This window comes from Butyrivibrio sp. TB (assembly GCF_900110805.1).
In the GTDB taxonomy this organism is placed as follows: Bacteria; Bacillota; Clostridia; order Lachnospirales; family Lachnospiraceae; genus Butyrivibrio; species Butyrivibrio fibrisolvens_C.
The window spans coordinates 19,271-42,594 of the sequence record NZ_FOER01000001.1; the positions used below are offsets into that span (position 1 = coordinate 19,271).

The window sequence follows — 23,324 nt, forward strand, 5'->3', positions numbered from 1 at the left end:
CCGACCGATATGGCAGGACTTTTGAGCAGTCCTGCCATTACATAATATACGAGGAGAAATAAACAATGTTCAAGGATAATCTGGTTCAGTTGCGAAAGTTTTCACAGATGACTCAGGAGGATGTTGCAGAAAAGCTCGGAGTCACAAGGCAATCCGTTGCCAAATGGGAAGCCGGAGAGAGCATTCCTGATCTTGATAAATGCAAGCAACTTGCGGATATTTTCGGAGTGTCTTTAGATGACCTTGCCAATTACGAGCCTGAGGACAATATGGGATTCGCTGTTCCGCCTAAGGGCAAGCACCTCTTTGGCCTTGTAACAGTGGGAGATAAGGGCCAGATAGTGATTCCCGCCAAAGCCAGAAAGCTGTTTGATATCTCTCCCGGAGACCAGCTGGTTGTCCTTGGAGATGAAGGACAGGGAATTGCCTTAGTCAAATCTGAAAGCTTTTTGGCTTTAGCCGGTATGATTGAAAAACTGAAGTGATTCACAGAACCGTTCCCATCGACTACCCTATTTACTTAAAAGATGCCGTGAAGCCTCACGCGACTTTAGTAGTGTGAGGCTTCACATAATAAAGCTTCCGGGAGGACTGATATGTTCTATGACATTTCTGATTTGAAAACCCAAGAAATATGTTTACAACTTGAAAAGACATGTGAGGCACAGCCTGAGAAAAAGTGGCTTCCCACATATTATTTTGATATATGCCTTTTAGACGGAACCAAGATTGGAAAGTGCGATCTTCGCATCGGTCATAATGAGAAGACTTATATTGGTGGAAACATTGGATACAGCATAGATGAGCCATATCGAGGACATCACTATGCAGCTAAAGCATGCGAACTTCTTTTTAAACAGGCAAGAAAACATGATCTGGATTATCTGATCATCACATGTGATCCTACTAATGCAGCTTCTTCAAGAACATGTGAACTTGCCGGAGGTAAATTTATTGAAAAAACTGACATACCTGAAGACAATGAAATGTATGCAGAAGGAAAGCGAGAGGTATTTATATACCGATTCGATATAAAAAAGAGTTGAGGTAAATATGATCAGATATCAACTATTAAGGAATGAATATGCCTATGCCTAAATACAGATAAATAACAGAGTCTGATAACGCCGCAGTTGCAGCGCTTGTCAGGAATAATTTAAAACAGTTTAATCTTGATATTCCCGGAACGGTATATTTCGATGAGGGACTAGACCACCTTAGTGATTATTATGGCAATGATGAGCGAAGGTACTACGTCATTGAAGATGATATAGGTGAAGTCATTGGTGGAATAGGATATGATAGATTTGAACCGATGAAAGATACCGCTGAACTACAAAAACTATATCTTACAGGTTCGGCAAAAGGTTCCGGACTTGGCTACGAAATGATAGATTTCATTGAAGACAAGATGCGAGAAGCAGGGTACAAAGCTTCATATTTGGAGACTCATAATAACCTTCAGGCCGCTATCCATATCTATGAAAAGAAAGGTTATAAAGAGATAGTGCGTCCTAAAGAGGTGGTTCATAGTACCATGAACAGATTTTTTATGAAAAATCTGTAGACCCCTAACCTGGTATAGCACTGCTTGTGGCCTCGGATAATTCTGCATCAGGAGCTGCACTGGTTGGACGAAATGAAGAACAGCAGAATCAGTATGATTATGGGCGTACAGTTGTCCTTCCGGATATGATACTGACATTATCAAAAGAATAAAAATTAGGGGAATAGGAATTATAGAAAACTCCAGGTGCTAACTGAGGAAGACATCAAAGAATTGGAGCAATAGGAGATAATGGAAAAAGAAGAAATCCGTGAATTTTATCATATAGAGTATGGAGATTATACACTTGACTGGATACAGAAGTTTGTTGATAAAGCTGTAGAAATGGAGCTTGATGAGATAAGGCTTCTCGAACATAACTACATGTTTAAGGAGTTTGCACCCATGTATAATACTGTGTGCGCTAGTAGTGATTTTGTTAATGACTGGTTTCAAAGAAAAGCTGGCAAAAAGAATTACAGTGAGTATCTGGAACTTATTGAGAAAGTATGAGAAAGAGAGTATCCTGTAAAAATCAAATTTGGACTTGAAGACTGTATGCAAGGGTACATCTTCACATGCATTTTTAAATCGTGAAGGAAGACCTATCCGAATGAAAGATGAGCAGCCAGAGCTTTTTGAGGCACTTAGCAGTTTGGTATCTGCATAACACTATATGGGAGGAAAAGCAATGCTTTATGACTTGGTAAAAGAAAACAGAAGTTACAGAGGCTATAAGGAAGGTTTCACTATATCTGAAGAAGATCTCAAAGACCTTATAAATATGGCAAGAATCACTGCATCAGGAGCAAATCTTCAGCCGCTGAAATATAGGATCGTTACTGATAGTAGTGAAATAGATGCTCTTAATTCCTTAACCAGATGGGCCAAGATGCTGACAAATATTACTTTGCCCCATGAAGGAAAATATCCAAATGCCTACATCGTAGTCTGCGTAGACAAGGATATCTGCAAGAACGAAGAAACTGCAAAGATGGATATTGGTATTGCTGCACAGACCATGCTACTTGGCGCTGTTGAAAAAGGCCTTGGAGGATGTATGCTTGGCAATTTTGACAAGGAAGAACTTAATAAGGCGTTGTCACTTCCCGAAACAATGTCACCGCAGCTTATCATAGCTATTGGAAAGCCTGATGAAAAAGTAGTTCTTGTAGATACCAGTGACGACGGCAGTACTAAGTATTACAGAGATGAAAATGATATACATTATGTTCCCGAAAGAAAGCTGGAAGATATCCTGATCAGATAAAGAGTGCAAATATGGGGGGTGCTCATGAGGGGAGTAAAGATTAAGAAATCACAGCTCAAAAAAGAGTTAAGCAATACGGAGTTATGCGAGCAATAGTATGTCAAGTATTCAACAACCCATTACTGGGGATGGAACGGTAATAATTTTTAATAACAACAAGCTGCATGGTATAGCTGTTTTGACGGGTATTCAATTCTGGAGATCAAAGATGTTACTTTAGAGATTGAGCAAAAGAAATAAGGGATTAGAGTGTTGGATTTTCAATTTGCTTAGCATAATACATGAAATTATCATTGATGTATAAAACTCATCTGATTACATAAAAACATCATCTTAACATAAAGTGTATAAAAAGGTTACAAGTACATAAAATTCATAAAACAGATATATTGACATATTTGACATAATTGCATAAAAGCATAAAATTAAATATAGATAATAATTGATTGTCAATTACACTTATGGAAAGGAAGTATTATCATGTTTTCTAATCCATTTTCACCTATTTTTGGTGGCAAACCGGATGTGTTTTTTGGTCGAGACAGAATCCTGGGTCTTTTTGACCTTGCCATGGTCGATTCTGGAAGCGATGAGCGAGCGATATTTATAACTGGAACACGAGGTTGTGGTAAGACTGCTTTATTAGAGCAATTATCTATAAGAGCTAGTAAGAAAAACAGAAGAGTCATAGATCTTGGTCCGGAAGATACTATTGAGCAACTGATGCATGAATTAAGCGGGTACGATGAGGTGACCAATACTATTAGTCCTCAGGCTAGTGTCAGCGTGCTTGGAATTGGCGGTGGAATCAGCGGAGGATCTGTCTATAAAACTAAGCGTATTGGCAGAGAACTTCTTCAGCCTATTCTTCTGGATGCATGTGCTAAGTCCAAACAAGGTTTACTTGTTACAGTGGATGAAATTCAAAAGGTTCCAATTGAAGATGTCTCATCTCTTTGTAATGCCTTTCAGATGGCTTCACGAAAAGGATATGATATCATGCTTGCGGTTGCAGGCCTTCCTTACGCATATGGAAATATTACGAGGCATGAAGGCTGTACGTATCTTAGACGCGCATCACATGAAGAAATCGGATTATTTACCTGGGATGAAGCTGAAGATGCTCTTAAAAAAGTGTTCTCCGGTATCAAAGGACTACAGATAGATAATACCTTTTTGAATAGAATTAACGAGAGCAGTTTTGGACACCCATATATTATGCAACTTCTTGGTTATCACCTGATCTTGCAGGTCAATAATCATAACCCGGATAAAAAGCATACTGTAACTGAAGATGAGCTGTTGGAAGCTGAGAAGAATGCGCTATTTGCATATGAACAGAGAGCACTTGTTCCTCTTTTTGAAGAGCTTCCGGAAAATGAGAAACAATACCTGATAAAAATGTCTTTGTGCATGAGGGATGATCGTCTTAGCTCAACGTCTGAAATAGCTAAAGCTTTGGGAGTATCTCAAAGTAAACTTAGCAGAAACAGGGCGTATCTTATTGATCACGGTATTATTGCTGCTGCAGAGCGCGGTAAAGTCATGTTTTGCATTCCATACCTTTCTGACTTTGTAAAAAAAGATAGAGGCGTGACCAAAACGATAGATGTTGTTAGACAACGAAGGGTTTAACACGATGGCTTTTGGTTAATTCTTAAAAAGTCATACCATTTTTATAGAAAGGTGTAAGGAGGAACTAGTTGAAATGGCATCAAGTGAAAAAGAACTTGCTGCTCTCAAAGAAGGTAAGGGATTAATAACTTGTTACGACACATCTTGGGATAATATGCCTTATTCACTTCTCGAGACTACCCTTAACACAAGAGACCTTGGCGGCTACAGGATCGATGGCACAGACAGACTCACGAAGTATGGCCGTGTGATAAGAAGTGACGTTGCCAATTACCCTTCGGAAAAAGATATTAAGTTCCTGAAAGACAATGGCATCACCACCATTATCGATATGAGGAACAGCGAAGAAAAGGAACGCAAACCTCACGGCCTTGCGAATCTGGAAGGCTTTGATTATCATGATATCCCAATCGAAGAAGGAAGCGGTATCCCGGAAAGTGTAGAGGCTGTGCCGGATAGCTACTACAAGATCGCTCATTCAGAGAATCTTGCAAAGGTATTTAAGACTATCGCAAATGCCAAAACAAATGTAATGTTCAACTGCAGCGCCGGAAAAGACAGATCAGGCGTAACTTCAGCACTTTTATTATGGCTGTGCGGAGTCAGGAAAAGTGATATCGTCTATGACTATATGAGAACTAAGCTCAATAACGAAGAGCGATTCAAGATGATTCACGAAAACTTTCCTGATATCGACATGAACATCGTCATACCTAACGAGAACAATATGTACAGATTCTTCGAACTTATCGAAGAAAGTCATGGTACAGTTCAGGAATTATTTGAAAAGATCGGGATTGATGCGGAGTTTCAGGCTAAAATAGTTACTAAGATGTGTAGATAGAAAATATTATTATAAACTTCCAGATTGGGTTAAAACATTCAGATCTGTAAGTTTTTTAGTATTCTTGTAAATTAGATGATGACTTTTTGGAGATAAACAGATATTTAAATATCTATTTAGATAAAGGTAAAAATGCCATTTTAGATACATTTAAAAACGTGTGAATGTGCTAAAACATTGAATAATGCAAAAATTAGATATGGCATTATTTGAGAAAAGCGTTATACTTAATTCGGATTTAGATAAGGTATTTTTCTCTGAAAGGAGCATATTTAAATGAGCAAAATGAAACTTAAAAAAATAACTATTCAGAATTACAAGTCGTTATATGACGTTCTTCCCGATATAGGAAAAACGTCTCTTCTTACACCAAAGCCTCGGAAGCCTAGTAAGACAACTGCGTAATTACTGAAAGGATATAAAGTATGAAAAAAGAATACAACTGCGGATTTACTAATGACAACAAATGGTTCAGATACAGGGCAGCAGCCATAATCGTAGAGGGGGACTCTGTTCTTTTTGCAGGTAATTCAATAGACGATTACTACTACTCAATCGGCGGTGCAGTTCACATGGGCGAGACAGCAGAGGATGCTGTTAAGAGAGAAGTATTTGAAGAAACAGGCGTCCATTATGAGATAGATCACCTTGCGATCATTCACGAGAATTTCTTTGATGAAAACCAAGGTGCTTTGAAGGGCCTTGACTGCCATGAGCTTGCTTTTTATTTTCTTATGAAGCCTCGCGGAACCAAGGAACTCAACAGTCACAGCACAACTCAGGGAGTTGAAGAGAAGATGCACTGGCTGCCTATAGCTGACCTTGATAAATACAAGTCTTTTCCCACATTCATGAAAGATTACCTTCAGTCAGAGCATAACGGTATAGAACATATCGTAACCGATGAAAGGAACGACAAAGTAATATGGGAGAAGTAATAGAAGTTAACCTCATATCCCAAAGTGAGATACATGATAGTCTGTTACAGATCCTTCTGGAGTTCATCAATCCAGAATATTATCCGGAATCGTTCGAAGCAATGGATGACTGAACTTATAGCAATCTTGTAACCATAGATGGTATAGAAAACATTGATAAGTATATCTCGGACAAAATAGTCACAATCAAAATGCATAGAATGTTCACATGGATTTAATCCTAGATGTTCTCTTCACAAATCGGTTTATGTAAAATTATATACCTGTTTTCCCAAAATGATACAAAAACAAAAGTATACGAAAACAAGATAAAATATGTACATTAGTACATATTTATTTTTTTGAAAAAATATGACAGAATAAAGGAGTGGCAGATCTTGATAAGAACAGAACGTCAAGACAGATATGTACATCCTGTGCAGGTGTTCTTGAAGAGCTTTTACAAAAGGGTCAGCATCAGGATGCTATGGGTAAGGGTAGACTCATTATCCATCTTGAAGATAGAATAACGAAGGGAGTATGACTATGGGAGATGTACTTAATTTTAAATGTCCATGTTGTGGCGCAAAGCTTACTTTTAGCGGCAAGACTGAAGAGATGACCTGCGAATACTGCGATGCCAGTTTTTCCATAGAGCAGGCCAAGGCAGCTCAGGAAGCTGAGGAGCAGGACGCTGCATCATCAAGCATGACCTGGACTACAACAGAGCAGCTCCTTATACAGGATGAAAATGGTAAAGTAAAAGGCTACCGCTGTCCATCATGTAGCGCCGAGATGGTGGCTGATGATAACACAGCAGCTACAGAATGCCCATATTGCGGCAATCAGGCGATAATACCTGAGTCTTTCTCAGGACTTTATAAGCCGGATTATGTTGTGCCTTTTTCTGTTGATAAGGAAAGTGCCAAAGGAAAGCTTAAGGACTTTGTCAAAGGCAAAAAGCTACTGCCAAAATCATTTACATCAGGTAACAGGATCGAAAATATCACAGGACTTTATGTTCCCTTTTGGCTTTACAGCTGCAAGGCAGATGGTACTGTGACTTTTGAAGGTGTGAAGAAATCAACTAGAGAAGATGCCAGATACACATATGAGAAGAAGGATTTCTACAGAGTCAGAAGAAGCGGAGAGATGACCTTTGAGAAAATCCCGGTTGATGCTTCAAGCAAGATGGATGCCACCGTTATGGAATCTTTAGAGCCTTTTGACATGACTAAAGCTGTGAAGTATGATGCTGCCTATTTTAGCGGCTACCTTGCAGACAGATATGACATTGCCGAGAACGATGCCAGACCAAGGGCTAATGAGCGTGTAAAAAACACCTTCAGAGATAAGATGCGCGAGCAGGTATCAGGTTATGATACAGTTGATGCCAAAGCAGAAAATATAAATCTGACTGATGCCAAAGCTGAATATGCCATGCTACCTGTATGGATGATGACCACCAAATATGAAGGCACCTCTTACACCTTCGGAATAAACGGACAGACAGGAGAAATGGTTGGAAGCCTTCCTGTAGATAAAGGTCTTTACTGGCTTAGATTCGTTATCGGCATCGCAGTTTCTTTTGCCATAATACTTCTTTTGATCCTCTTATTTGGAAAAAGTGGCATAACAATAAAAGGAGCTGTTATCGATCTTGTGATATCAGCCATCATTGGATTTATTTATGTATCCATTTTAAAAGGCGGTATGAGCAATGTTCAAAAGAGCAGAGCTGCCGCAAGATACATGAATGATTCTTCTTACAAAAAAGGTAAAGCTGTTGATATCTTTATGTATAGCAAGACTGAGAAGAAGGAAAAGCCAAAGCAGTAGTAATTTAAAAAGATTAAGAAAAGTAGAGGCTTTCTGAGGATTATTCTTCAGAAAGTCTCTTTTTTTCAGTGTTCGGATATAGTATCATCAAAGATATATCGATATAGTATTCCCAAATAATTATGCTGAACAGTCTGTGCGTTTTGGCCATGATGTATGTCTTGTAAATTCGGTATGTCTGGACAGAGAAGGATTTGAGATAGCCAAAGGAGGGGCAGCTTATTTTCAGGACGGCAGAATTAAATGCCAAACACCTGCCGGGGAAGAAAGTATTCTTTATGTTCCGGTTAGTTCAAATGCAAAGGGCATTGAACCATAATATTCAGTTTTATGAAATAAGCAGATCTGTGAATTCATCATCTAATACAGGAATATATTCACTTCTTTCTACAATCTTCGAGGGATTTGGAAAGACTACGTTAGTTGGAACATTAAGTGCTGTATGGGCGATATCAATGTTTCTAACGGCTTTAATAATATTCATAAAATGTATATTAGAAAATCGATGATGTATATATGTTTTTGCTGACGGAGGTGCATAATGATTCTACTTATTAACGCTTGCGTAAAAGAAAATTCAAGGACCAAAAGAATTGCTGATAATCTTCTTGAAAAGCTGGATGGCGAAGTTTTAGAAGTAAAACTTGAAGACATCTCTTTACCTAAGACAGATGAAAAATTTCTTGCTTATAGAGATGATTGCATAGCAAGAGGCGACTTCACAGACGAGTATTTCGACCTTGCCAAGAACTTCGCAAAGGCAGATAAGATCGTAATTGCCGCACCATATTATGACTTATCATTCCCAGCATCACTTAAACAGTACATCGAGCATATCAACGTACTTGGTATAACCTTCGAATACACAGACGAAGGCTACCCCAAGCCTCTTTGCAAAGCTGATAAGCTCTACTATGTCACAACAGCAGGCGGTGCATATGTTCCGGAAGAATTTGGATATGGCTATATAAAAGCTCTCGCCCAGAATTTTTATGGAATAAAAGATTGCGAGAAGATTCAGGCTGTTGGACTCGATGTAGTAGGCGCGGATGTTGAGGCGATAGTTAACGAGTGTATAGATAAAATTAATATTTGACTTTGCCCTTGGGGCATACATTAGACTTATGATTGTCATCTGAGTGACATTAGCGATAATGAATAGACATAAGGAGATTATTAGTATGAAAATGGGAAGCAGCAACGACCGCGACGCAGTAAAAGCTCAGTACGCATCATCCAAAAGCCTTGATATCAGATTAAACTTCCACAATATGTATTCAACCAACAAGATGGGCTTTGGCCCCTGGCTTGTATCAAATTATGAGATAAAAGAAGGCATGAAAGTTCTAGAACTTGGCACCGGCACAGGCAGCATGTGGACCGGACATGACGACCTCATTGCAAAGTGCGATAAGCTTGTCCTTTCTGACTTTTCAGAAGGCATGCTCGATACTGCCAAAAATAACGTTGGAGAGCGTGATAACGTAGAATACAAACAGATCGACGTCCAGAATATACCTTTTGAAGATAATTCTTTTGATATAGTAATCGCCAACATGATGCTCTATCACGTGCCTGACATAAATAAAGCTGTCAGCGAGATACGAAGAGTCCTTAAAAACGACGGCATCTTCTACAGTGCTACATACGGCGAGCACAATTTCAACGACATCATTGCTGAGTGGTTTGGACTTTTCGGCGAAAGCTATGATCCTAACCACCTCTTCACCCTCCAGAACGGAGGCGAAGTTCTGGGCAGAGAATTTGCCGATATAGAAGTGCGCCGCTACGAGGATTCACTCCATGTAACTAATATTGATGACCTTGCAGATTACCTTCAGAGTCTCAAGGCTCTTCACAGCATCGGCACTATGGAAAGAGATGAGATTCTTAAGATGCTGAAACTTCATGAAGAAGACGGCGCCATCAACCTGCAGAAGGAATATGGCACTTTTGTAGCTCGCGGCGCGAAATAATCCATATCGCGAGATATGAGTGAATTAGGGTGGTATCACGAAGCTTATTAGCTCTCGTCCCTGAATAATATTCAGAGAGAATGAAATTATGAATTATTGTATAGAAAAGAATTACAGAAATAATGATGCGCTTAGAGCATCATTCAACAGACTGGCTGAAAAGACCTTTGGGCTTAATTTCGAGAACTGGTACCAGAACGGATTTTGGCAGGACAACTACATTCCATATTCTGTGGTGATAGATGGAGATGTTGTATCAAATGTTTCAGTAAACGCCTGTAATATGAATTATAAGGGTAAAATTGTAAAGCTGATACAGCTTGGAACAATCATGACGGACATTGACCACAGAGGAAAAGGGTATGCCGGAGCTTTGATGAAAGAGGTTATAAAAGACTATGACGGAAAAGCTGATGGAATTTACCTTTTCGCCAATGATTCTGTACTTGAGTTTTATCCGAAATTTGGATTTAAAGAAGCAAAAGAATATCAGTATTCAAAAGAAGTGACCATATCCGGTAAATGCAAAGTCCAAAATATTCCGCTGACGAATAAGACTGATTTTGACAGGGCGGCTAAGATACTCGATACAAATAATCAGAACGCACAGTTGTATATGGTAGGAAATCCCGGACTATATATGTTCTATCTGTCACAGTTTATGACGGAAAACATGTTCTATATTGAGGAGTGTAGCAGTTATGCTGTTGCTGAAATGGAGGACGATACACTTATCTTACATACCATCATCGGGAATGGGGCAGTAGATGAGGTGATCAGGGCATTTGGATCTCAGGTAAAGAAAGCTGTTCTTTGCTTTACTCCGAAGGACACCGATGGTTTTGAAAAAAGCGAGCTTCATGAGGAAGATACTACATTCTTCGTACAAGGAAAGTTCTTTGAGGAAAATTACAATGAAGAATACATGATGCAAGCTATAACGCATGCATGATTCGCAACGAAAATTAAGTGTAAAACAGACCTTTATCAGTGTAACTGATAGGGTCTGTTTTTTGCTGTGGTAATGTATTTTTGAAATGGAGGATATAGTGATGGAAAGGACAGGATATACGATTCTATGGATTCGACATGCAGGATAAAGAATATGAGTTTAAATATGTCATTGAAGCGCTGACAAAATGTGGAATCAGTACCACCAAGCTTGAACAGCTAATGGATGGAGCTGAATATTCGGATGAGTTTAGATTGGAAGACAGAGAAAAGACTCTTAAGACAAAACCCAGAACAGGAGACACATTATGAAATTAACAAAGCTTGGTATATGCGGAATAATCAGTCTGCTATCATATACGGCTATGGTCGTGTTTTCGCCCCTTGTCTATCCGGGATATGACTGGCTCAGCATGGCGGTTAGTGAATTAAGTGCTGCCGGAGCTCCGTCTGCAGAGCTTGCCGGACGGCTGAATGCCTTGTATGGACCGTGCGGACTGGTTTCTGTTATGGCCGTTTGCGTGGCATCCCGGAATCTTAAGACTAAGCTCTTGAGATTTGGAATATATTTCTTTGCTGCTATGGAATGGATTTCGGATGTTGGTTATAAACTTTTTCCTTGGGTGGCAGATGCTGACAGTAGTCACCCTCAGAATGTGATGCACCTTATAGTAACTGCTCTTGTGGTGATATTTTCTCTGGCAGCGCTGATACTATCAATGATCGGAGCAAAGAAAGAGGGGATGAAATCTCTTTTTATCTGGTCATGCGTATGTCTTGCAGCGATGCTTCTAGGACCTATCGGAACAGGAATTATGCCAAAGGCAGTATTCGGGTTATTTGAGAGATTCAGCACCTTTTCAGCAGTGACTTTCAATGCAGTTCTGGGGACTTTTTTGCTACTTGGGAAATTTGGAAAGAGTTTTGACTGATTTGCTTCATTAAATTGCATAAAGTAAGTGCAAAACATATATGGAAAAGGAGATTAACCATGACAGATTATATCGCATTTTGCGGACTTGACTGTGAACAGTGTGAAGCGCGTATAGCAACAGTTAATGATGACAACGATCTAAGAGCAAAAGTAGCGAAAGAATGGTCCAAGCTTAATGGAGTAGAGATAACCCCCGAAATGATAAATTGCGTAGGCTGCAGGCTTACAGGAGTGAAGACGCCTTTTTGCCAGTCTTTGTGTCAGATCAGGCAATGTGCATTGGGCATGAAGGTTGTTACTTGCGGAGACTGCACTGAAATGACATCATGTTCCAAGCTTTCTGAAATAATCAGTAATAATCCTGATGCCAAGCGTAGACTTGAGGGTAAATAAAGCTCAGGACTTTGATATAATGTGTTGTAGTAAAAGATATTCACGCTATGACAGGGGGATTTATGGAAAACAAGGACTTTATTGAGAATTCTGAATTACGTATAGCTATATGTGACGATGACAAGTCTGATCGGGAAAAGGTACATGTTCTTCTTCAGGATTATTTGAAGAAAAAATCAATAAAAGCGCAGGTCAAAGTGTTTGATCATCCGGACACACTTATAGAGGAGTGCGAGCATTATAGACCTCATATTTACATTTTGGATATAGTTATGCCAATGGTTACAGGAATACAGGCTGCCAGAGAACTTCGGTGGAATCAGCCCGATGCTCAGATTATTTTTGCAACTTCTGAAAGCTCATATGCATTGGAGTCTTTTGATGTAAATCCCATAAATTATATTTTGAAGCCAATAGAGAAAGAAAAGTTCTTTTCAACTCTTGATCTGGCTATCTCTCGCGTGGACATTGATAGTGATAAAAGCGTTTGCATAAAGATCAAGGGTGGTATGCAGACACTGCATCTTAGCGACATACTTTATATAGAATATCGCAACCATGTGGTTTCATATCACATGGATAATGGCGAAATCATATCAACACCAACCTTAAGGATAGGATTTGCAGAATATCTTTCAGAGAATCATTCCGGCAAAGATTTTGTAAGATGCCATGAATCTATAGCTGTGAACATAGCAGCAATTGATAAATTGACTAAGATAGATATTACGCTTCGAGGTGGGGAACAGATACCTGTTACAAAGAGCAGATATTCTGAAGTTATGGATAGCTACATGGATTATAGGCTGTAAAAGGTAATCACTTAGCGAGCTTTTTTCGAGCTTAGTGTACTACCTTGTTCTGGCGAGGCTTAAATGCCGAGAGCAGAACTTCATTGTAAGGAGAGTTGCTAATGATAGATAACAAAACAAACAATTATGATGTTCCCAAGAGAGATGGAAGTGTATGGCCGGAGGATATCTGTCCTGCATATACTCCAAGAGAGGATGCAATTCCAAGTCTAAAGGGCTGCTGGTACTGTAAATATGCAGATTTTCATCTGAAGGAAGAAAGAGCTCTTGAGGTGGGAATCTGTAAATGGCCAAATAAAATAATTGATTAGAAAAGAGAAAGGGCTGAATAATGATCAAGAGTAAAACGAAATATGAAGCAACCCTAGAAGAAATAAAGGAGCTTTTCGCATTCCATAAACTTGGGAATGTGTCAGATATAGCACCACTTGGTAATGGAGAGTTCAATTCTGCATATAAGGTAATGCTTGATGACGGAAAGAGTTTTGCCCTCAAGATAGCACCTCCGGAAGACGCGACGGTTCTTTCATATGAGAAAAACATGATGGAATCAGAAGTGTTCTGGTATAGGATGATGCATGAGAACACAGATATTCTTTGCCCGGAAGTATATGTGTCTGATTTTTCCAAAAGCATCGTAAAGAGTAACTGCTTCATCATGCAGATGATGGAAGGAGTGCCCTTGTGGGCAGTAAACTTCTCGGATAATGAATATGAAAAAGTTCAGAGGCAGAAAATAGAAATGCTTGCCAAGATACACAGGATCAAAAATGACAGATTTGGCTACATACAATCCGGACTTCACGATACATGGTATGATGCGCTAAAGTCCATGGCAGGTAATCTTGTTAAGGATTGTAAGGCTCTTGGATACGAGACCCCTGATGGGGAGAAGTTTATTTCATATATTGATAAACATGCAGAGCTCCTTAAGAGTGTACCTTGCCGAATGGTGAATTTTGATCTTTGGGACAGTAATGTCCTTTATCATGATGGCAAGATCTGCTGGATTGATCCTGAGCGAGGCTTTTGGGGTGATCCGGTAGCTGATTTTATTACTCTGGGTGCAGGACAAAAAGCACCACTTTCAGCCAAACAGAAAGAGCTGGATATTTACAACGAGACTGCGACAGAAAGGATGGCTCTTTCTGAAGAGACTGAAGTTAGATATGCATTGGCAGTTTGTTACCTGGCCCTTATTGAAGAAGTTGAAAAATACGTCAGATATGAGCCGGATGAGCCAAACTATATAAGAAATACCAATGATGCCAGAGAAATGTATGACATGGCTTTTAGTCTTCTGTAAATATTGCGCATGGATCGTTACAAGGAGAATGTAAGTATGGAGATCAAAGAGTTAAGTCATAAGCTGACCATATGTAAGCTGAAGTCGATTGATGACATCGACATTAGCAAGGAATTCTATTTTATCGGTAAGACTGATGAGGAAATATCCCTGGTGTGTAAAACAGAGGAAGTTCCTGAGAATATAGTTGAACGTGATGATGGCTGGAAGGGATTTAGAATACAGGGTGTACTGGATTTCTCACTTGTAGGTATTCTTTCTAAGCTATCAGGAATCCTTGCAGATAATGGAATTGGGATATTTGCTGTATCTACATACAATACAGACTACATTTTGGTAAAAGAGGAAAATTATTCAAAGGCGCTTACCGCATTAACAAATGCCGGGTATACATTGGTTTAGGGGGGACTCGATGTGCAGATGCTGAAGAATGTTGCAATGAGAATAGGAATAATTCAAGCGAGCTCTCAGGCTGAAAAAAATGAGCTTATTTTTAATACTGTCAAAAAATATGCCCCTAAAGATGCTGAAGTCATAAACTTTGGCTGTACTTTAGATGAGCAGGAAAAGTACTCCTATATAGATGTTTCGGTTCTTGTTGGTATATTACTTGCAAGCGGCGCAGTTGACTTTGTTGTTACCGGTTGTTCATCCGGACAGGGAATGATGCTGGCGTGCAACAGTATGCCTGGAGTGATATGTGGATATGCGCCTACGCCAAAGGACTCTTATCTGTTTGCACAGATCAACAATGGTAATGCTATTTCACTTCCGCTAGGCGAAGACTATACCTGGGCAGGCGAAGATAACTTTGAAAAGACAATAGAAGCTCTCTTCTCTGAGCCATTTGGACAGGGATATCCAAAGAGTGAAGCTGCAAGAAAGCTGAAAGACACCGAGAAACTTAAAGAAATAAGAAGTCTTTCACAGATTCAGTTTGAAGACTTATTGGCTTTATTAGACGAATCAATAATTGAGAAAATAAATAAAAAGAATGATGTGATCGAGTTTGTAAAAGAATGTGGAAAATTAAGGAGAGACTACAATGAATGAGAATAAGAAATCCCTTGTGATTTATGTTCATGGCAAGGGTGGAAATGCAAATGAAATTGAAAACTACCATAAATTTTTCTCAGAGCATGAGTTTTATGGGTTTGACTACAAGTCTGATAATCCATGGGATGCAAAGAAAGAATTTAAAGCGAAAATAGAGGAAATGGCAAATTGCTATGAGAGTATTACATTAATCGCCAATAGCATAGGTGCATACTTTTCCATGGTTGCAAATTGTGATGAATACATTAGTCATGCATATTTTGTATCTCCAATAGTTGATATGGAAAAACTGATTTTAAACATGATTGCCTGGGCTGGCACAACAGAAACAGAACTTCAGGAAAAGAAAATTATTCCTGTAGATTTTGGTGATGATTTGTCTTGGGAATATTTGCAGTATGTAAGATCGAATCCTGTGAAATGGAATGTGCCGACAGACGTTTTATATGGTAGCCTTGATAATTTGCAGGATTTGGATACTATAACAAAATTTGCTAATAGGATTAATGCAACGCTTACTGTTATGGAGGGCGGAGAGCATTGGGTTCATACGGACGAGCAAATTCGCTTTTTGAATGATTGGATGCAATCATGCAGATGAAGAGACGTTCATTCATATGGCTTCTGATGGGAGCTTAAAGGACACTAAGGATGAGTGATTGATAGCTGATCAAATTATATATAAAAGTAATGCCTCCAGACCCGAAAACAATACCATTTTATGAAAAATTTGGTTTTCAGCAATATGAAAACTATTCAGCAATGGTAATATAGAATTTTTGATGATAGGCTAAGACAAATTAGAACTTGATGGTGGGACAACAAAATGATTAGAGTTATGAAGAACATTGACTTAGCACAATGTGGCATGATTTATGCAAAAGCATTCCCCATGGAACATTGGGGAATAGATTGGAATGCAGAAAATGCAACAGAATATCTTCGCGATTTTTTTGAACAGAAAAGATTTGTTGGATATGTTTATGAAGAAAATGATGAAGTGTTAGGTTGTATATTCGCACTTTGTAAAATTTCCGGAAGCAAAGAAGAGATATACATTAATGAGATGGCGGTACTTCCCGAACGACAAGGGCATGGAATAGGTAAACAACTATTAAATGCGGTCAAAAATTACAGTAAAGAAAAAGGACTTGCAGGCATTGTTCTTTATACAAGCGAGTATGCACCAGCGGCTAAGTTTTACGAAAAAAACGGATTTAAGTTATCAAATGGAACAATATGTATGTATTGCGAATAATGGGTGGCTGTATCATAACAAAGTCTTTATATGAAGGAACTTTCAAATTGAAGTGGAATTCCGAGATGATGATACTGGTAGATATTTTATCGATAGCAATCACGATAGGGAAGATCATGGAATAGGAACCAGAAGTGTTCTGAATTTCATAAATAAAACTGATAGCGAGATAAGATATATAGCTGAAGAAAAGACCTTCAAAGTCAGAATGTTGGTCAGTTAAGGAGTCTATATGAGTTTACAGTTATTAAAGGCAAGTACTTCTGATGCGCTTTCATTGAATGGAATATCGAAGCGCGCATTTGACAGTGATGTACTGATCGGTGCGGAATCACCGGGAGGACCTCCCGGATATATGTCATTACAATTTCATACGAAAATGGCGCGGCAGGGGTATCTGTATAAATTGACAGATGATGGACTCATTGTTGGCGGAGCAATCCTTTTTTTGGAAAAAGACGTTTTAAACGTTGGCAGGATATTCGTTGCACCGGAGCATTTTCGAAAAGGGTATGGGCTCTTTATCATGCAGGAAGTGGAGAATATGTTTCCAGAAGTAAGAGAGTATACACTGGATACTCCTATTTGGAATGTCAGGACAAATAGTTTTTATACTAAGCTTGGCTATAAAGAAATAAAGCGCGATAAGGAGTTTGTGTTTTATTCAAAACATGTAGGACACTGATATTAGTTATAAAAAAGGGCCAGTACAGTTTGATCAGAATTGAATTATTATAAATTCTATTAAATCAGTGAAAAACAGACCTAAATCAGTGTGATTTGAGTCTGTTTTCTTTTGCTATGATAAAGTATGGTCACTACTACATATAAATGTTCAGAGGCTAAAGCAGTATCCATGCGGATGACACGAAGCGTATCGCCAATGTTACTGAACGATTCTTTTATTTTTTCATGACCTTTGCTACTTTGAAGAAGCCGGAAGGAAATATTTTTTAAAAGAGAGGATCCAAAAATGAAAACAAAAAAGAAGAGTTTACTAATTGGCTGCATCTTGATCGCAATGTTTGTTTTATGGACAGTGCTTATTATGACAATCGATGTTCAGCCGGTTGGGCAGAATGGAACAGACATAGGATTTGCTGATTTTAATATCGAATTTCATGCATTGACCGGAGTCAATATGACCCTTTATACAATCACTGATTGGCTTGGGCTGGTACCAATAATTATATGTATGATATTTGGATGTGTTGGCTTTATACAACTAATAAGCAGAAAGAGCCTGCTCAAAGTGGATAAGGATATCTTAATTCTTGGCATCTATTATATTATTGTCATTTTTGCATATCTGATTTTTGAGATGATACCTATAAACTACAGGCCAATTCCTATAGAAGGTGTTATGGAGGCATCATATCCTTCATCTACTACGTTACTTGTACTTAGTGTTATGCCGACACTGATTGAGCAGACTTCCCGGAGGCTGAATAATGATCAGGCAAAGAAGATTATTAACGTCTTAGCAGTTTTATTTTCGCTTTTTATGGTTGTGGGAAGGCTGTTATCCGGAGTCCATTGGTTTACGGATATCATAGGCTCAGTACTGTTAAGCATTGGCTTGTATTATTTGTACAAGGGTTTCGTTCTATCATGCATAAGTGAATCCTAAAAAGGAGATATCTTTTATGGAATTTGGCGAAAAGCTATTGGAACTGAGAAACGGCAAAGGAATGACGCAGGAGGAACTTGCAGAGGATTTGTTTGTCTCTAGAACAGCTATTTCAAAGTGGGAGTCTGGAAGAGGTTATCCTAGTATAGATTCGTTAAAAGAGATATCTAAGTATTTCTCTGTTTCAATAGACGAGCTTCTTTCAAGTGAAAAACTTGTAACTATTGCAGAAAAAGAGAACAGGGCAAATATTCACAGAGTATTGGATTATCTTTTGGGACTGGTTGATCTTATGGTGTGCGGACTGATATTCCTTCCGTTGTTTCCGCATACGGCAGATGGAACGGTTTTTGCTGTGAGCATGCTAGAATACTGCGATGTTTCAGCCAGTATCAAGGTGATTTACTGGGTGCTGTTTTTAACACTTGTGGCGATAGGAATGGTCATAGTGATCTTAAACCGTTTTAACCTCGAAAGACCAAAACGGGTAATGATAGCATTGTCTATGGGGATAAGTGTAATAACTGTACTTGTTCTGGCAATCACAAGGGCTGCTTATGCCACATCTGTTGCCTTTATTTTGACGACCATAAAGGGAATGTTATTTTATAGACGGGAAAAAGCATAAGGATAAGAAATTGAGGGAAAAATATGAGTAATTACACAATTAGATTAGAAGAAAAGAAAGATTATAGAGACGTTGAAAACTTAGTAAGAGAGTCATTTTGGAACGTTTATCGTCCCGGGTGCAGTGAGCACTATGTAATTCATGTGCTCAGAGATGATCCGGCATTTATCTCTGAGCTTGACTTTGTTATGGAACAGGATGGGAAGCTGATCGGGCAGAACATGTTCATGAAAACTGTTATTGAGGCAGATGATGGAAGAACTATAGATGTGCTTACCATGGGACCTATAGGAATCACACCGGAATTAAAGAGAAAAGGCTATGGTAAGGCTATCTTGGATTATTCCCTTGAAAAGGCTACAGAGATGGGATTTGGAGCAGTTCTTTTTGAAGGAAATATCGGATTCTACAGTCACTGCGGATTTGACTATGCAAGCAAGTTTGGAATCAGATATCATGATCTTCCGGAAGTCGCAGATGCGTCATTTTTCCTGTGCAGAGAGCTGATTCCGGGATATCTTGATGGTATCACAGGAGTGTATCAGACGCCTAAGGGATACTATGTTGAAGACTCAGATGTCGAAGAGTTTGACAAGGCATTCCCACCAAAGGAAAAATTAAAGCTTCCCGGACAGATTTTTGATTAACAATTGGAGAATTAAGATGGAAACAGATAGAATAAGGATTTATTGAGATCTGAATGGAAGGAATAATATTATATGGAAATTATGCTTGTTGACAAACATAACTTCACACGCGATTCACTGAAAGGCTTTCAGCGATATCAGGAAGTGAAGAATGTATACCGTGTGCATGAAGGGAAAATGATATTGGTTTACAATCCCTTCACAGAGGATTGGGATCTTGCACGCCGCCTGCAAAAAGCTGATGATATTCTCAGTGGGAAATATGTGACATACTGTGCGTTTGAGGAAAAATGTGTGGTTGGAGAGCTTATGCTGATCCCTCAGCTAAATAAAGGGCGACTCATCATAGATAGCTTCCATGTGTCTACGGATTACCGTCGTCGCGGAATTGGCAGATCTTTGCTTGAAGCTGCCAGACATGAAGCCCTAAAGAGAGGAGCGCATGCCTTGTATGCATCCTGTTGTTCATCTGAGGAAACGATAAACTTCTACTCCGCTATGGGTTTCCGCCTCAGTTCTGACCCTATTCCTTCCTGTGTGGAAGATGAGCCATATGATCTTCAGATGGAATGTATGATCACACCATACTAATTGGACCGTCGATAGAAATAAGTGAAAAACAGCCCTAAATGAGTGTAATCTCGGGGCTGTTTTTTGTTTGGTGATAAAGTGATGATCGGAAGGAGACATAACAATCATATGGAAAAACGTGTAAAATGGTACATAGGATTAAGCTATTTTGTGTTTTGGCTCATGGTGCTGGGATTATGCGGGACAGCAAGCATGGTATTTCACTGCCCTCCGGTTGTAATGAGGATTTTATCTAATATCTGCGCGTGGGCACCTACGATTGTGCTGCTTATAGGCTTTAAGTATTTTTGTCTTGACCGTAGGATTGCTGACTTTTACAAAAAAGCTTTTGGTGGAAAGGTAAACATAGTAACGCTGATCGTTGCAGCTATTATAACTCTTGGTGCGACTATCGTTACGGTAATGATCTTATCATTGCTCCAGGGGAAGGCATTTGGTGAGTACTGGAATCTTGGATCCTACCCGTTCTGGGCGTCATTTTTATTCTCAATCACAACGGGGCCAACAGGAGAAGAGTCAGGCTGGAGAGGTTATCTTCGCCCATACCTTAATGCAAAATACAGCTTTTTTACAGCATCGGTGATACAGGGAGTTATATGGGCATTCTGGCATACCATACTGTGGTTTGTGGATTCAGATTATATGGGAATCCAGATGATACCATACGTTCTGTCCAACGTCATCGTAATGACGGGACTTTGCTTTATCATGAATCTTTTCATGGAAAAGAATGACAATCTGATCTATGGCATAGTAATACACTTTTGCTTTAATTTCCTGTATTGTTTCTTACAGGTTGATATCTGGTTTTATGTTGTACTGTCAGCAATATACATAGTGATTATTGCGCTGATATGTTGGAAAAAGAATGTGATGTCAAAAGAATGATATTCGTTTAAAATAACAAGAAGGAGGAAGGACATGATCAATTGCAGTGTATATGCTCCATGCAGATAAAAATATTTGTATGGAGGATAAAAAACAATGAAAAACAGAATAAAGGAATTAAGAGATTTTTACATAATCTGGATCACACAGAGCTTATCACAGCTTGGAAGTGCAATAACAGATAAATTCGATAGAAGACCAGTGGCTTTCAGCAATTGTCCCGTTCGCTTATTTCAATTGGCAATCCGCTGATAGCTGCAGCACTTTATGGACTGGCAGGCCTTGATACGGTTATTGCGGTAGATCTTCTGTCTTTTGCCATGGCATTTGTGGCATTATTGTTCTTTATAAAACTAACTGAGATCAAGGACGGAACAAGTAAGGACAAAAACGTGATCAAACTGGCTAAAGAGGGGCTAAAGTTCCTAAAAGAAACTCCGCTCATACTTACTGTAATACTGTTTATGGCGGGGGTTAACCTCACTGCTTCAGCCTTTGATGCTGTACTTCCGGCCCTTGTTATACCTCAAAAAGGTAACAATGTTTACGGGATCGTAACAGCATGCTCAGGACTGGCCATGGTAGCAGGAAGTTTCCTTCCAATGATCCTGCCAAAGCCCAAGGACAGGGTAAGAGTCATATATCTCACGATGCTTTTTGCGCTGGGGATAGAGAACTTTTTACTGGCCTTTGCAAGAAGCTCTGTTTTATGGTGCATAGGCCAGATAATAGGATGGGTGTTTGTTCCACTCATGGCAGCCAACCAGAATGTAATAATGCGCAATGTCATTCCAATAGAGCTTCAGGGAAGAGTATATGCTTGCAGAAATACTCTGCAGTTCTTTACTATTCCAATCGGACTTTTCCTTGGCGGGCTCTTTGTAGACAAGATCTGCGAACCGTTTATGGCATTGAAAAGTAATGATCCGTTCTGGACTTTTCTTTTCGGAAGCGGTAAGGGTTCAGGCGCCGCAATGATGATGTTCATTCTTGGTGTGACAGGAACAGCCATCTGTATAATCTCCGGTCAGATCATGAAAAAATATAGATATACTGAGTAAGACTCTGGATTTGAATTTCAGTGTAAAACAGCTCCAAATGAGTGTAAATTTGGAGCTGTTTTTTGTTCTATGATAAATATATTATTGGGAAAAAGAAGTATTAGCTATTTGAGGAGAGGATCAAAGTTTGAAAATGTTCCATTTTCAAAACCAAATTGGTGTCACGAGCTCCACCAATTTGAACCATTAGTCACTCGCTTGGCTCGTGACATGAGGTTAAAAATGAGAACTGATATAAAATTCAAGAACTACACAGATGACGAGTATGAAGCATTGTGTGATTTTCTAATTGCATTAAATAAAAACGATGATAGTCACATTAACTGGAACTGGGCAAGGCTTGAATGGATGATTGAGCATCCGGAATTTGATAAGAGCTTAAAGAATTCCATTGGTCTTTGGACAGTGAATGACAAAATTGTTGGTGCTGCAATTTACGATATGTATTTTGGCGAGGGCTTTTGCGGAGTGCTTCCGGAGTATAATGATCTATATTCTTCGGCTGTGGAATATGCATGCAAAGAACTAAAGGATGATTCCGGGTTTGGACTGGCTATCTGCGATGAAAATACTGATGAAGCAGAGATTGTAAAGCATCTTGGATTTACAATTGTGGATCAGCAGGAGACCATTATGGAGAAAAGCCTGGACGATGATCTCAGGGCACAGCTTCCAAGTGGCATAAGGTTCTTTTGCCCGGATCCGGTGGAAAATGCTTATGAACTTCAGTGGCTCTTTTGGCAAGGATTTGACCATGGCGAGGACAAAGCTGAATTTGAGCGTGAAGAAGAAATTGTTCCAAGAATCAGAAAACACTTTAACAAGAATCTGGGTGTTGCTGCGGTGAATGAAAAGGGAGAAATGGTGGCGTGTTGTCTGCTATGGTATATGGCAGGAACTGACTATGCTTATGTTGAGCCAGTCTGCACTATTCCCTCATATCGAGGAAAAGGTGTTGCGAAGGCTGTTATCTTTGAAGCACTGGGCAGAGCAAAAAAGCTTGGAGCTAAAAGAGCTTACGTCATTTCTGATATGGAATTCTATGAGAGGCTTGGCTTTAGGAAGAAACATCATTATTCTTTTTTCTGGAAGAAGGATTAGCTGACGGCGCAATGAACCTTGATTTGAATATCAGTGTAAAA

Annotated in this window: 35 protein-coding genes; all 35 read left to right on the plus strand. The window is 39.2% G+C overall.

What is annotated here, in order from left to right; all coding sequences use genetic code 11:
• Positions 1-65: 65 nt before the first annotated feature.
• The 35 genes from BMX21_RS00100 to BMX21_RS00250 all read left to right on the plus strand — a co-directional run bounded on the left by BMX21_RS00100 (position 66) and on the right by BMX21_RS00250 (position 23,283).
• Positions 66-485 carry a helix-turn-helix domain-containing protein gene (locus BMX21_RS00100; RefSeq protein WP_027206238.1) on the plus strand — a complete coding sequence of 140 codons (420 nt, stop codon included), beginning with the start codon at positions 66-68 and terminating at the stop codon, positions 483-485.
• 111 nt (positions 486-596) lie between these two features.
• Positions 597-1,046: a GNAT family N-acetyltransferase gene (locus BMX21_RS00105; RefSeq protein ID WP_092039795.1), complete on the plus strand. Its 450-nt coding sequence runs from the start codon at positions 597-599 to the stop codon at positions 1,044-1,046.
• A gap of 131 nt (positions 1,047-1,177) precedes the next feature.
• Positions 1,178-1,567 (plus strand): GNAT family N-acetyltransferase, encoded by a 390-nt coding sequence (locus tag BMX21_RS00110; protein WP_242952840.1) that lies wholly within the window; start codon positions 1,178-1,180, stop codon positions 1,565-1,567.
• A gap of 26 nt (positions 1,568-1,593) precedes the next feature.
• Positions 1,594-1,719: a hypothetical protein gene (locus BMX21_RS19820; protein WP_278303326.1), complete on the plus strand. Its 126-nt coding sequence runs from the start codon at positions 1,594-1,596 to the stop codon at positions 1,717-1,719.
• A 79-nt stretch (positions 1,720-1,798) separates the two neighbouring features.
• Positions 1,799-2,059, plus strand: coding sequence for a PHP domain-containing protein (locus BMX21_RS00115; protein ID WP_092039801.1), 261 nt, complete (start codon positions 1,799-1,801; stop codon positions 2,057-2,059).
• Between the two features lie 178 nt (positions 2,060-2,237).
• On the plus strand, positions 2,238-2,816 hold the full coding sequence (locus tag BMX21_RS00120; protein WP_092039805.1) for a nitroreductase family protein: 579 nt from the start codon (positions 2,238-2,240) through the stop codon (positions 2,814-2,816).
• 480 nt (positions 2,817-3,296) lie between these two features.
• Complete coding sequence (locus BMX21_RS00125) at positions 3,297-4,451, plus strand: AAA family ATPase (protein WP_092039809.1); 1,155 nt, start codon at positions 3,297-3,299, stop codon at positions 4,449-4,451.
• A gap of 73 nt (positions 4,452-4,524) precedes the next feature.
• Positions 4,525-5,295 carry a tyrosine-protein phosphatase gene (locus BMX21_RS00130; protein ID WP_242952835.1) on the plus strand — a complete coding sequence of 257 codons (771 nt, stop codon included), beginning with the start codon at positions 4,525-4,527 and terminating at the stop codon, positions 5,293-5,295.
• A gap of 276 nt (positions 5,296-5,571) precedes the next feature.
• Positions 5,572-5,700: an ATP-binding protein gene (locus tag BMX21_RS19825; RefSeq protein ID WP_143057183.1), complete on the plus strand. Its 129-nt coding sequence runs from the start codon at positions 5,572-5,574 to the stop codon at positions 5,698-5,700.
• Between the two features lie 20 nt (positions 5,701-5,720).
• Positions 5,721-6,233, plus strand: coding sequence for an NUDIX hydrolase (locus tag BMX21_RS00135; RefSeq protein WP_092039813.1), 513 nt, complete (start codon positions 5,721-5,723; stop codon positions 6,231-6,233).
• The gene (locus BMX21_RS19830; protein WP_022755683.1) at positions 6,221-6,346 is read left to right on the plus strand and encodes a hypothetical protein; all 126 of its coding nucleotides are present in this window, start codon (positions 6,221-6,223) and stop codon (positions 6,344-6,346) included. Before BMX21_RS00135 ends, BMX21_RS19830 begins: the two co-directional genes overlap by 13 nt.
• A gap of 254 nt (positions 6,347-6,600) precedes the next feature.
• The gene (locus BMX21_RS19250) at positions 6,601-6,756 is read left to right on the plus strand and encodes a hypothetical protein (protein WP_177173859.1); all 156 of its coding nucleotides are present in this window, start codon (positions 6,601-6,603) and stop codon (positions 6,754-6,756) included.
• A gap of 2 nt (positions 6,757-6,758) precedes the next feature.
• Entirely contained in the window at positions 6,759-8,051 is a 1,293-nt protein-coding gene (locus BMX21_RS00140; protein WP_143057184.1) for a TFIIB-type zinc ribbon-containing protein, read from the plus strand.
• Between the two features lie 541 nt (positions 8,052-8,592).
• Positions 8,593-9,147, plus strand: coding sequence for an NAD(P)H-dependent oxidoreductase (locus BMX21_RS00145; protein ID WP_092039819.1), 555 nt, complete (start codon positions 8,593-8,595; stop codon positions 9,145-9,147).
• A gap of 85 nt (positions 9,148-9,232) precedes the next feature.
• On the plus strand, positions 9,233-10,027 hold the full coding sequence (locus BMX21_RS00150) for a class I SAM-dependent methyltransferase (protein ID WP_177173860.1): 795 nt from the start codon (positions 9,233-9,235) through the stop codon (positions 10,025-10,027).
• Positions 10,028-10,115: 88 nt separating this feature from the next.
• A complete protein-coding gene (locus BMX21_RS00155) occupies positions 10,116-10,979 on the plus strand; it encodes a GNAT family N-acetyltransferase (protein ID WP_092039825.1) in 864 nt (287 codons plus the stop codon).
• A 137-nt stretch (positions 10,980-11,116) separates the two neighbouring features.
• On the plus strand, positions 11,117-11,290 hold the full coding sequence (locus BMX21_RS19255; protein ID WP_177173861.1) for a hypothetical protein: 174 nt from the start codon (positions 11,117-11,119) through the stop codon (positions 11,288-11,290).
• Positions 11,287-11,910 (plus strand): DUF998 domain-containing protein, encoded by a 624-nt coding sequence (locus tag BMX21_RS00160; RefSeq protein WP_022755691.1) that lies wholly within the window; start codon positions 11,287-11,289, stop codon positions 11,908-11,910. Before BMX21_RS19255 ends, BMX21_RS00160 begins: the two co-directional genes overlap by 4 nt.
• A gap of 59 nt (positions 11,911-11,969) precedes the next feature.
• Entirely contained in the window at positions 11,970-12,305 is a 336-nt protein-coding gene (locus BMX21_RS00165; protein ID WP_022755692.1) for a DUF3795 domain-containing protein, read from the plus strand.
• A gap of 62 nt (positions 12,306-12,367) precedes the next feature.
• Positions 12,368-13,117, plus strand: coding sequence for a LytR/AlgR family response regulator transcription factor (locus BMX21_RS00170; protein WP_027204951.1), 750 nt, complete (start codon positions 12,368-12,370; stop codon positions 13,115-13,117).
• 101 nt (positions 13,118-13,218) lie between these two features.
• Positions 13,219-13,428, plus strand: a complete 210-nt coding sequence (locus BMX21_RS00175; RefSeq protein WP_022755693.1) for a hypothetical protein — start codon at positions 13,219-13,221, stop codon at positions 13,426-13,428.
• A gap of 20 nt (positions 13,429-13,448) precedes the next feature.
• Positions 13,449-14,423, plus strand: coding sequence for a phosphotransferase family protein (locus BMX21_RS00180; RefSeq protein ID WP_092039828.1), 975 nt, complete (start codon positions 13,449-13,451; stop codon positions 14,421-14,423).
• Between the two features lie 36 nt (positions 14,424-14,459).
• Positions 14,460-14,825: an ACT domain-containing protein gene (locus BMX21_RS00185; RefSeq protein ID WP_092039831.1), complete on the plus strand. Its 366-nt coding sequence runs from the start codon at positions 14,460-14,462 to the stop codon at positions 14,823-14,825.
• Positions 14,826-14,843: 18 nt separating this feature from the next.
• Positions 14,844-15,476, plus strand: a complete 633-nt coding sequence (locus tag BMX21_RS00190; RefSeq protein ID WP_242952841.1) for an RpiB/LacA/LacB family sugar-phosphate isomerase — start codon at positions 14,844-14,846, stop codon at positions 15,474-15,476.
• The gene (locus BMX21_RS00195; RefSeq protein WP_092039834.1) at positions 15,469-16,080 is read left to right on the plus strand and encodes an alpha/beta hydrolase; all 612 of its coding nucleotides are present in this window, start codon (positions 15,469-15,471) and stop codon (positions 16,078-16,080) included. Before BMX21_RS00190 ends, BMX21_RS00195 begins: the two co-directional genes overlap by 8 nt.
• A 225-nt stretch (positions 16,081-16,305) precedes the next feature.
• Positions 16,306-16,737: a GNAT family N-acetyltransferase gene (locus tag BMX21_RS00205; RefSeq protein WP_092039840.1), complete on the plus strand. Its 432-nt coding sequence runs from the start codon at positions 16,306-16,308 to the stop codon at positions 16,735-16,737.
• 52 nt (positions 16,738-16,789) lie between these two features.
• Positions 16,790-16,960 carry an ATP-binding protein gene (locus BMX21_RS00210; RefSeq protein WP_177173862.1) on the plus strand — a complete coding sequence of 57 codons (171 nt, stop codon included), beginning with the start codon at positions 16,790-16,792 and terminating at the stop codon, positions 16,958-16,960.
• Between the two features lie 9 nt (positions 16,961-16,969).
• Complete coding sequence (locus BMX21_RS00215; protein WP_092039848.1) at positions 16,970-17,422, plus strand: GNAT family N-acetyltransferase; 453 nt, start codon at positions 16,970-16,972, stop codon at positions 17,420-17,422.
• Positions 17,423-17,710: 288 nt separating this feature from the next.
• Positions 17,711-18,367, plus strand: a complete 657-nt coding sequence (locus tag BMX21_RS00220; protein ID WP_092039852.1) for a phosphatase PAP2 family protein — start codon at positions 17,711-17,713, stop codon at positions 18,365-18,367.
• A gap of 16 nt (positions 18,368-18,383) precedes the next feature.
• Positions 18,384-18,995 carry a helix-turn-helix domain-containing protein gene (locus BMX21_RS00225; RefSeq protein WP_092039857.1) on the plus strand — a complete coding sequence of 204 codons (612 nt, stop codon included), beginning with the start codon at positions 18,384-18,386 and terminating at the stop codon, positions 18,993-18,995.
• 23 nt (positions 18,996-19,018) lie between these two features.
• The gene (locus BMX21_RS00230; protein WP_092039861.1) at positions 19,019-19,642 is read left to right on the plus strand and encodes a GNAT family N-acetyltransferase; all 624 of its coding nucleotides are present in this window, start codon (positions 19,019-19,021) and stop codon (positions 19,640-19,642) included.
• 72 nt (positions 19,643-19,714) lie between these two features.
• On the plus strand, positions 19,715-20,233 hold the full coding sequence (locus BMX21_RS00235) for a GNAT family N-acetyltransferase (RefSeq protein WP_092039865.1): 519 nt from the start codon (positions 19,715-19,717) through the stop codon (positions 20,231-20,233).
• Between the two features lie 108 nt (positions 20,234-20,341).
• A complete protein-coding gene (locus tag BMX21_RS00240) occupies positions 20,342-21,121 on the plus strand; it encodes a CPBP family intramembrane glutamic endopeptidase (protein WP_177173863.1) in 780 nt (259 codons plus the stop codon).
• 215 nt (positions 21,122-21,336) lie between these two features.
• A complete protein-coding gene (locus tag BMX21_RS00245; protein WP_092039874.1) occupies positions 21,337-22,182 on the plus strand; it encodes an MFS transporter in 846 nt (281 codons plus the stop codon).
• A gap of 69 nt (positions 22,183-22,251) precedes the next feature.
• The gene (locus BMX21_RS00250; RefSeq protein ID WP_092039877.1) at positions 22,252-23,283 is read left to right on the plus strand and encodes a GNAT family N-acetyltransferase; all 1,032 of its coding nucleotides are present in this window, start codon (positions 22,252-22,254) and stop codon (positions 23,281-23,283) included.
• The last annotated feature ends 41 nt before the right edge of the window (positions 23,284-23,324 follow it).

Excerpts from the sequence above, each read along its gene's own strand:
- BMX21_RS00100 (WP_027206238.1), top strand. The coding sequence starts at position 66 with ATGTTCAAGGATAATCTGGTTCAGTTGCGAAAGTTTTCACAGATGACT.
- BMX21_RS00105 (WP_092039795.1), top strand. The coding sequence starts at position 597 with ATGTTCTATGACATTTCTGATTTGAAAACCCAAGAAATATGTTTACAA.
- BMX21_RS00115 (WP_092039801.1), top strand. The coding sequence starts at position 1,799 with ATGGAAAAAGAAGAAATCCGTGAATTTTATCATATAGAGTATGGAGAT.
- BMX21_RS00120 (WP_092039805.1), top strand. The coding sequence starts at position 2,238 with ATGCTTTATGACTTGGTAAAAGAAAACAGAAGTTACAGAGGCTATAAG.
- BMX21_RS00125 (WP_092039809.1), top strand. The coding sequence starts at position 3,297 with ATGTTTTCTAATCCATTTTCACCTATTTTTGGTGGCAAACCGGATGTG.
- BMX21_RS00130 (WP_242952835.1), top strand. The coding sequence starts at position 4,525 with ATGGCATCAAGTGAAAAAGAACTTGCTGCTCTCAAAGAAGGTAAGGGA.
- BMX21_RS19825 (WP_143057183.1), top strand. The coding sequence starts at position 5,572 with ATGAGCAAAATGAAACTTAAAAAAATAACTATTCAGAATTACAAGTCG.
- BMX21_RS00135 (WP_092039813.1), top strand. The coding sequence starts at position 5,721 with ATGAAAAAAGAATACAACTGCGGATTTACTAATGACAACAAATGGTTC.
- BMX21_RS19830 (WP_022755683.1), top strand. The coding sequence starts at position 6,221 with ATGGGAGAAGTAATAGAAGTTAACCTCATATCCCAAAGTGAGATACAT.
- BMX21_RS00140 (WP_143057184.1), top strand. The coding sequence starts at position 6,759 with ATGGGAGATGTACTTAATTTTAAATGTCCATGTTGTGGCGCAAAGCTT.
- BMX21_RS00145 (WP_092039819.1), top strand. The coding sequence starts at position 8,593 with ATGATTCTACTTATTAACGCTTGCGTAAAAGAAAATTCAAGGACCAAA.
- BMX21_RS00150 (WP_177173860.1), top strand. The coding sequence starts at position 9,233 with ATGAAAATGGGAAGCAGCAACGACCGCGACGCAGTAAAAGCTCAGTAC.
- BMX21_RS00155 (WP_092039825.1), top strand. The coding sequence starts at position 10,116 with ATGAATTATTGTATAGAAAAGAATTACAGAAATAATGATGCGCTTAGA.
- BMX21_RS19255 (WP_177173861.1), top strand. The coding sequence starts at position 11,117 with ATGCAGGATAAAGAATATGAGTTTAAATATGTCATTGAAGCGCTGACA.
- BMX21_RS00160 (WP_022755691.1), top strand. The coding sequence starts at position 11,287 with ATGAAATTAACAAAGCTTGGTATATGCGGAATAATCAGTCTGCTATCA.
- BMX21_RS00165 (WP_022755692.1), top strand. The coding sequence starts at position 11,970 with ATGACAGATTATATCGCATTTTGCGGACTTGACTGTGAACAGTGTGAA.
- BMX21_RS00170 (WP_027204951.1), top strand. The coding sequence starts at position 12,368 with ATGGAAAACAAGGACTTTATTGAGAATTCTGAATTACGTATAGCTATA.
- BMX21_RS00175 (WP_022755693.1), top strand. The coding sequence starts at position 13,219 with ATGATAGATAACAAAACAAACAATTATGATGTTCCCAAGAGAGATGGA.
- BMX21_RS00180 (WP_092039828.1), top strand. The coding sequence starts at position 13,449 with ATGATCAAGAGTAAAACGAAATATGAAGCAACCCTAGAAGAAATAAAG.
- BMX21_RS00185 (WP_092039831.1), top strand. The coding sequence starts at position 14,460 with ATGGAGATCAAAGAGTTAAGTCATAAGCTGACCATATGTAAGCTGAAG.
- BMX21_RS00190 (WP_242952841.1), top strand. The coding sequence starts at position 14,844 with ATGCTGAAGAATGTTGCAATGAGAATAGGAATAATTCAAGCGAGCTCT.
- BMX21_RS00195 (WP_092039834.1), top strand. The coding sequence starts at position 15,469 with ATGAATGAGAATAAGAAATCCCTTGTGATTTATGTTCATGGCAAGGGT.
- BMX21_RS00205 (WP_092039840.1), top strand. The coding sequence starts at position 16,306 with ATGATTAGAGTTATGAAGAACATTGACTTAGCACAATGTGGCATGATT.
- BMX21_RS00215 (WP_092039848.1), top strand. The coding sequence starts at position 16,970 with ATGAGTTTACAGTTATTAAAGGCAAGTACTTCTGATGCGCTTTCATTG.
- BMX21_RS00220 (WP_092039852.1), top strand. The coding sequence starts at position 17,711 with ATGAAAACAAAAAAGAAGAGTTTACTAATTGGCTGCATCTTGATCGCA.
- BMX21_RS00225 (WP_092039857.1), top strand. The coding sequence starts at position 18,384 with ATGGAATTTGGCGAAAAGCTATTGGAACTGAGAAACGGCAAAGGAATG.
- BMX21_RS00230 (WP_092039861.1), top strand. The coding sequence starts at position 19,019 with ATGAGTAATTACACAATTAGATTAGAAGAAAAGAAAGATTATAGAGAC.
- BMX21_RS00235 (WP_092039865.1), top strand. The coding sequence starts at position 19,715 with ATGGAAATTATGCTTGTTGACAAACATAACTTCACACGCGATTCACTG.
- BMX21_RS00240 (WP_177173863.1), top strand. The coding sequence starts at position 20,342 with ATGGAAAAACGTGTAAAATGGTACATAGGATTAAGCTATTTTGTGTTT.
- BMX21_RS00250 (WP_092039877.1), top strand. The coding sequence starts at position 22,252 with ATGATAAATATATTATTGGGAAAAAGAAGTATTAGCTATTTGAGGAGA.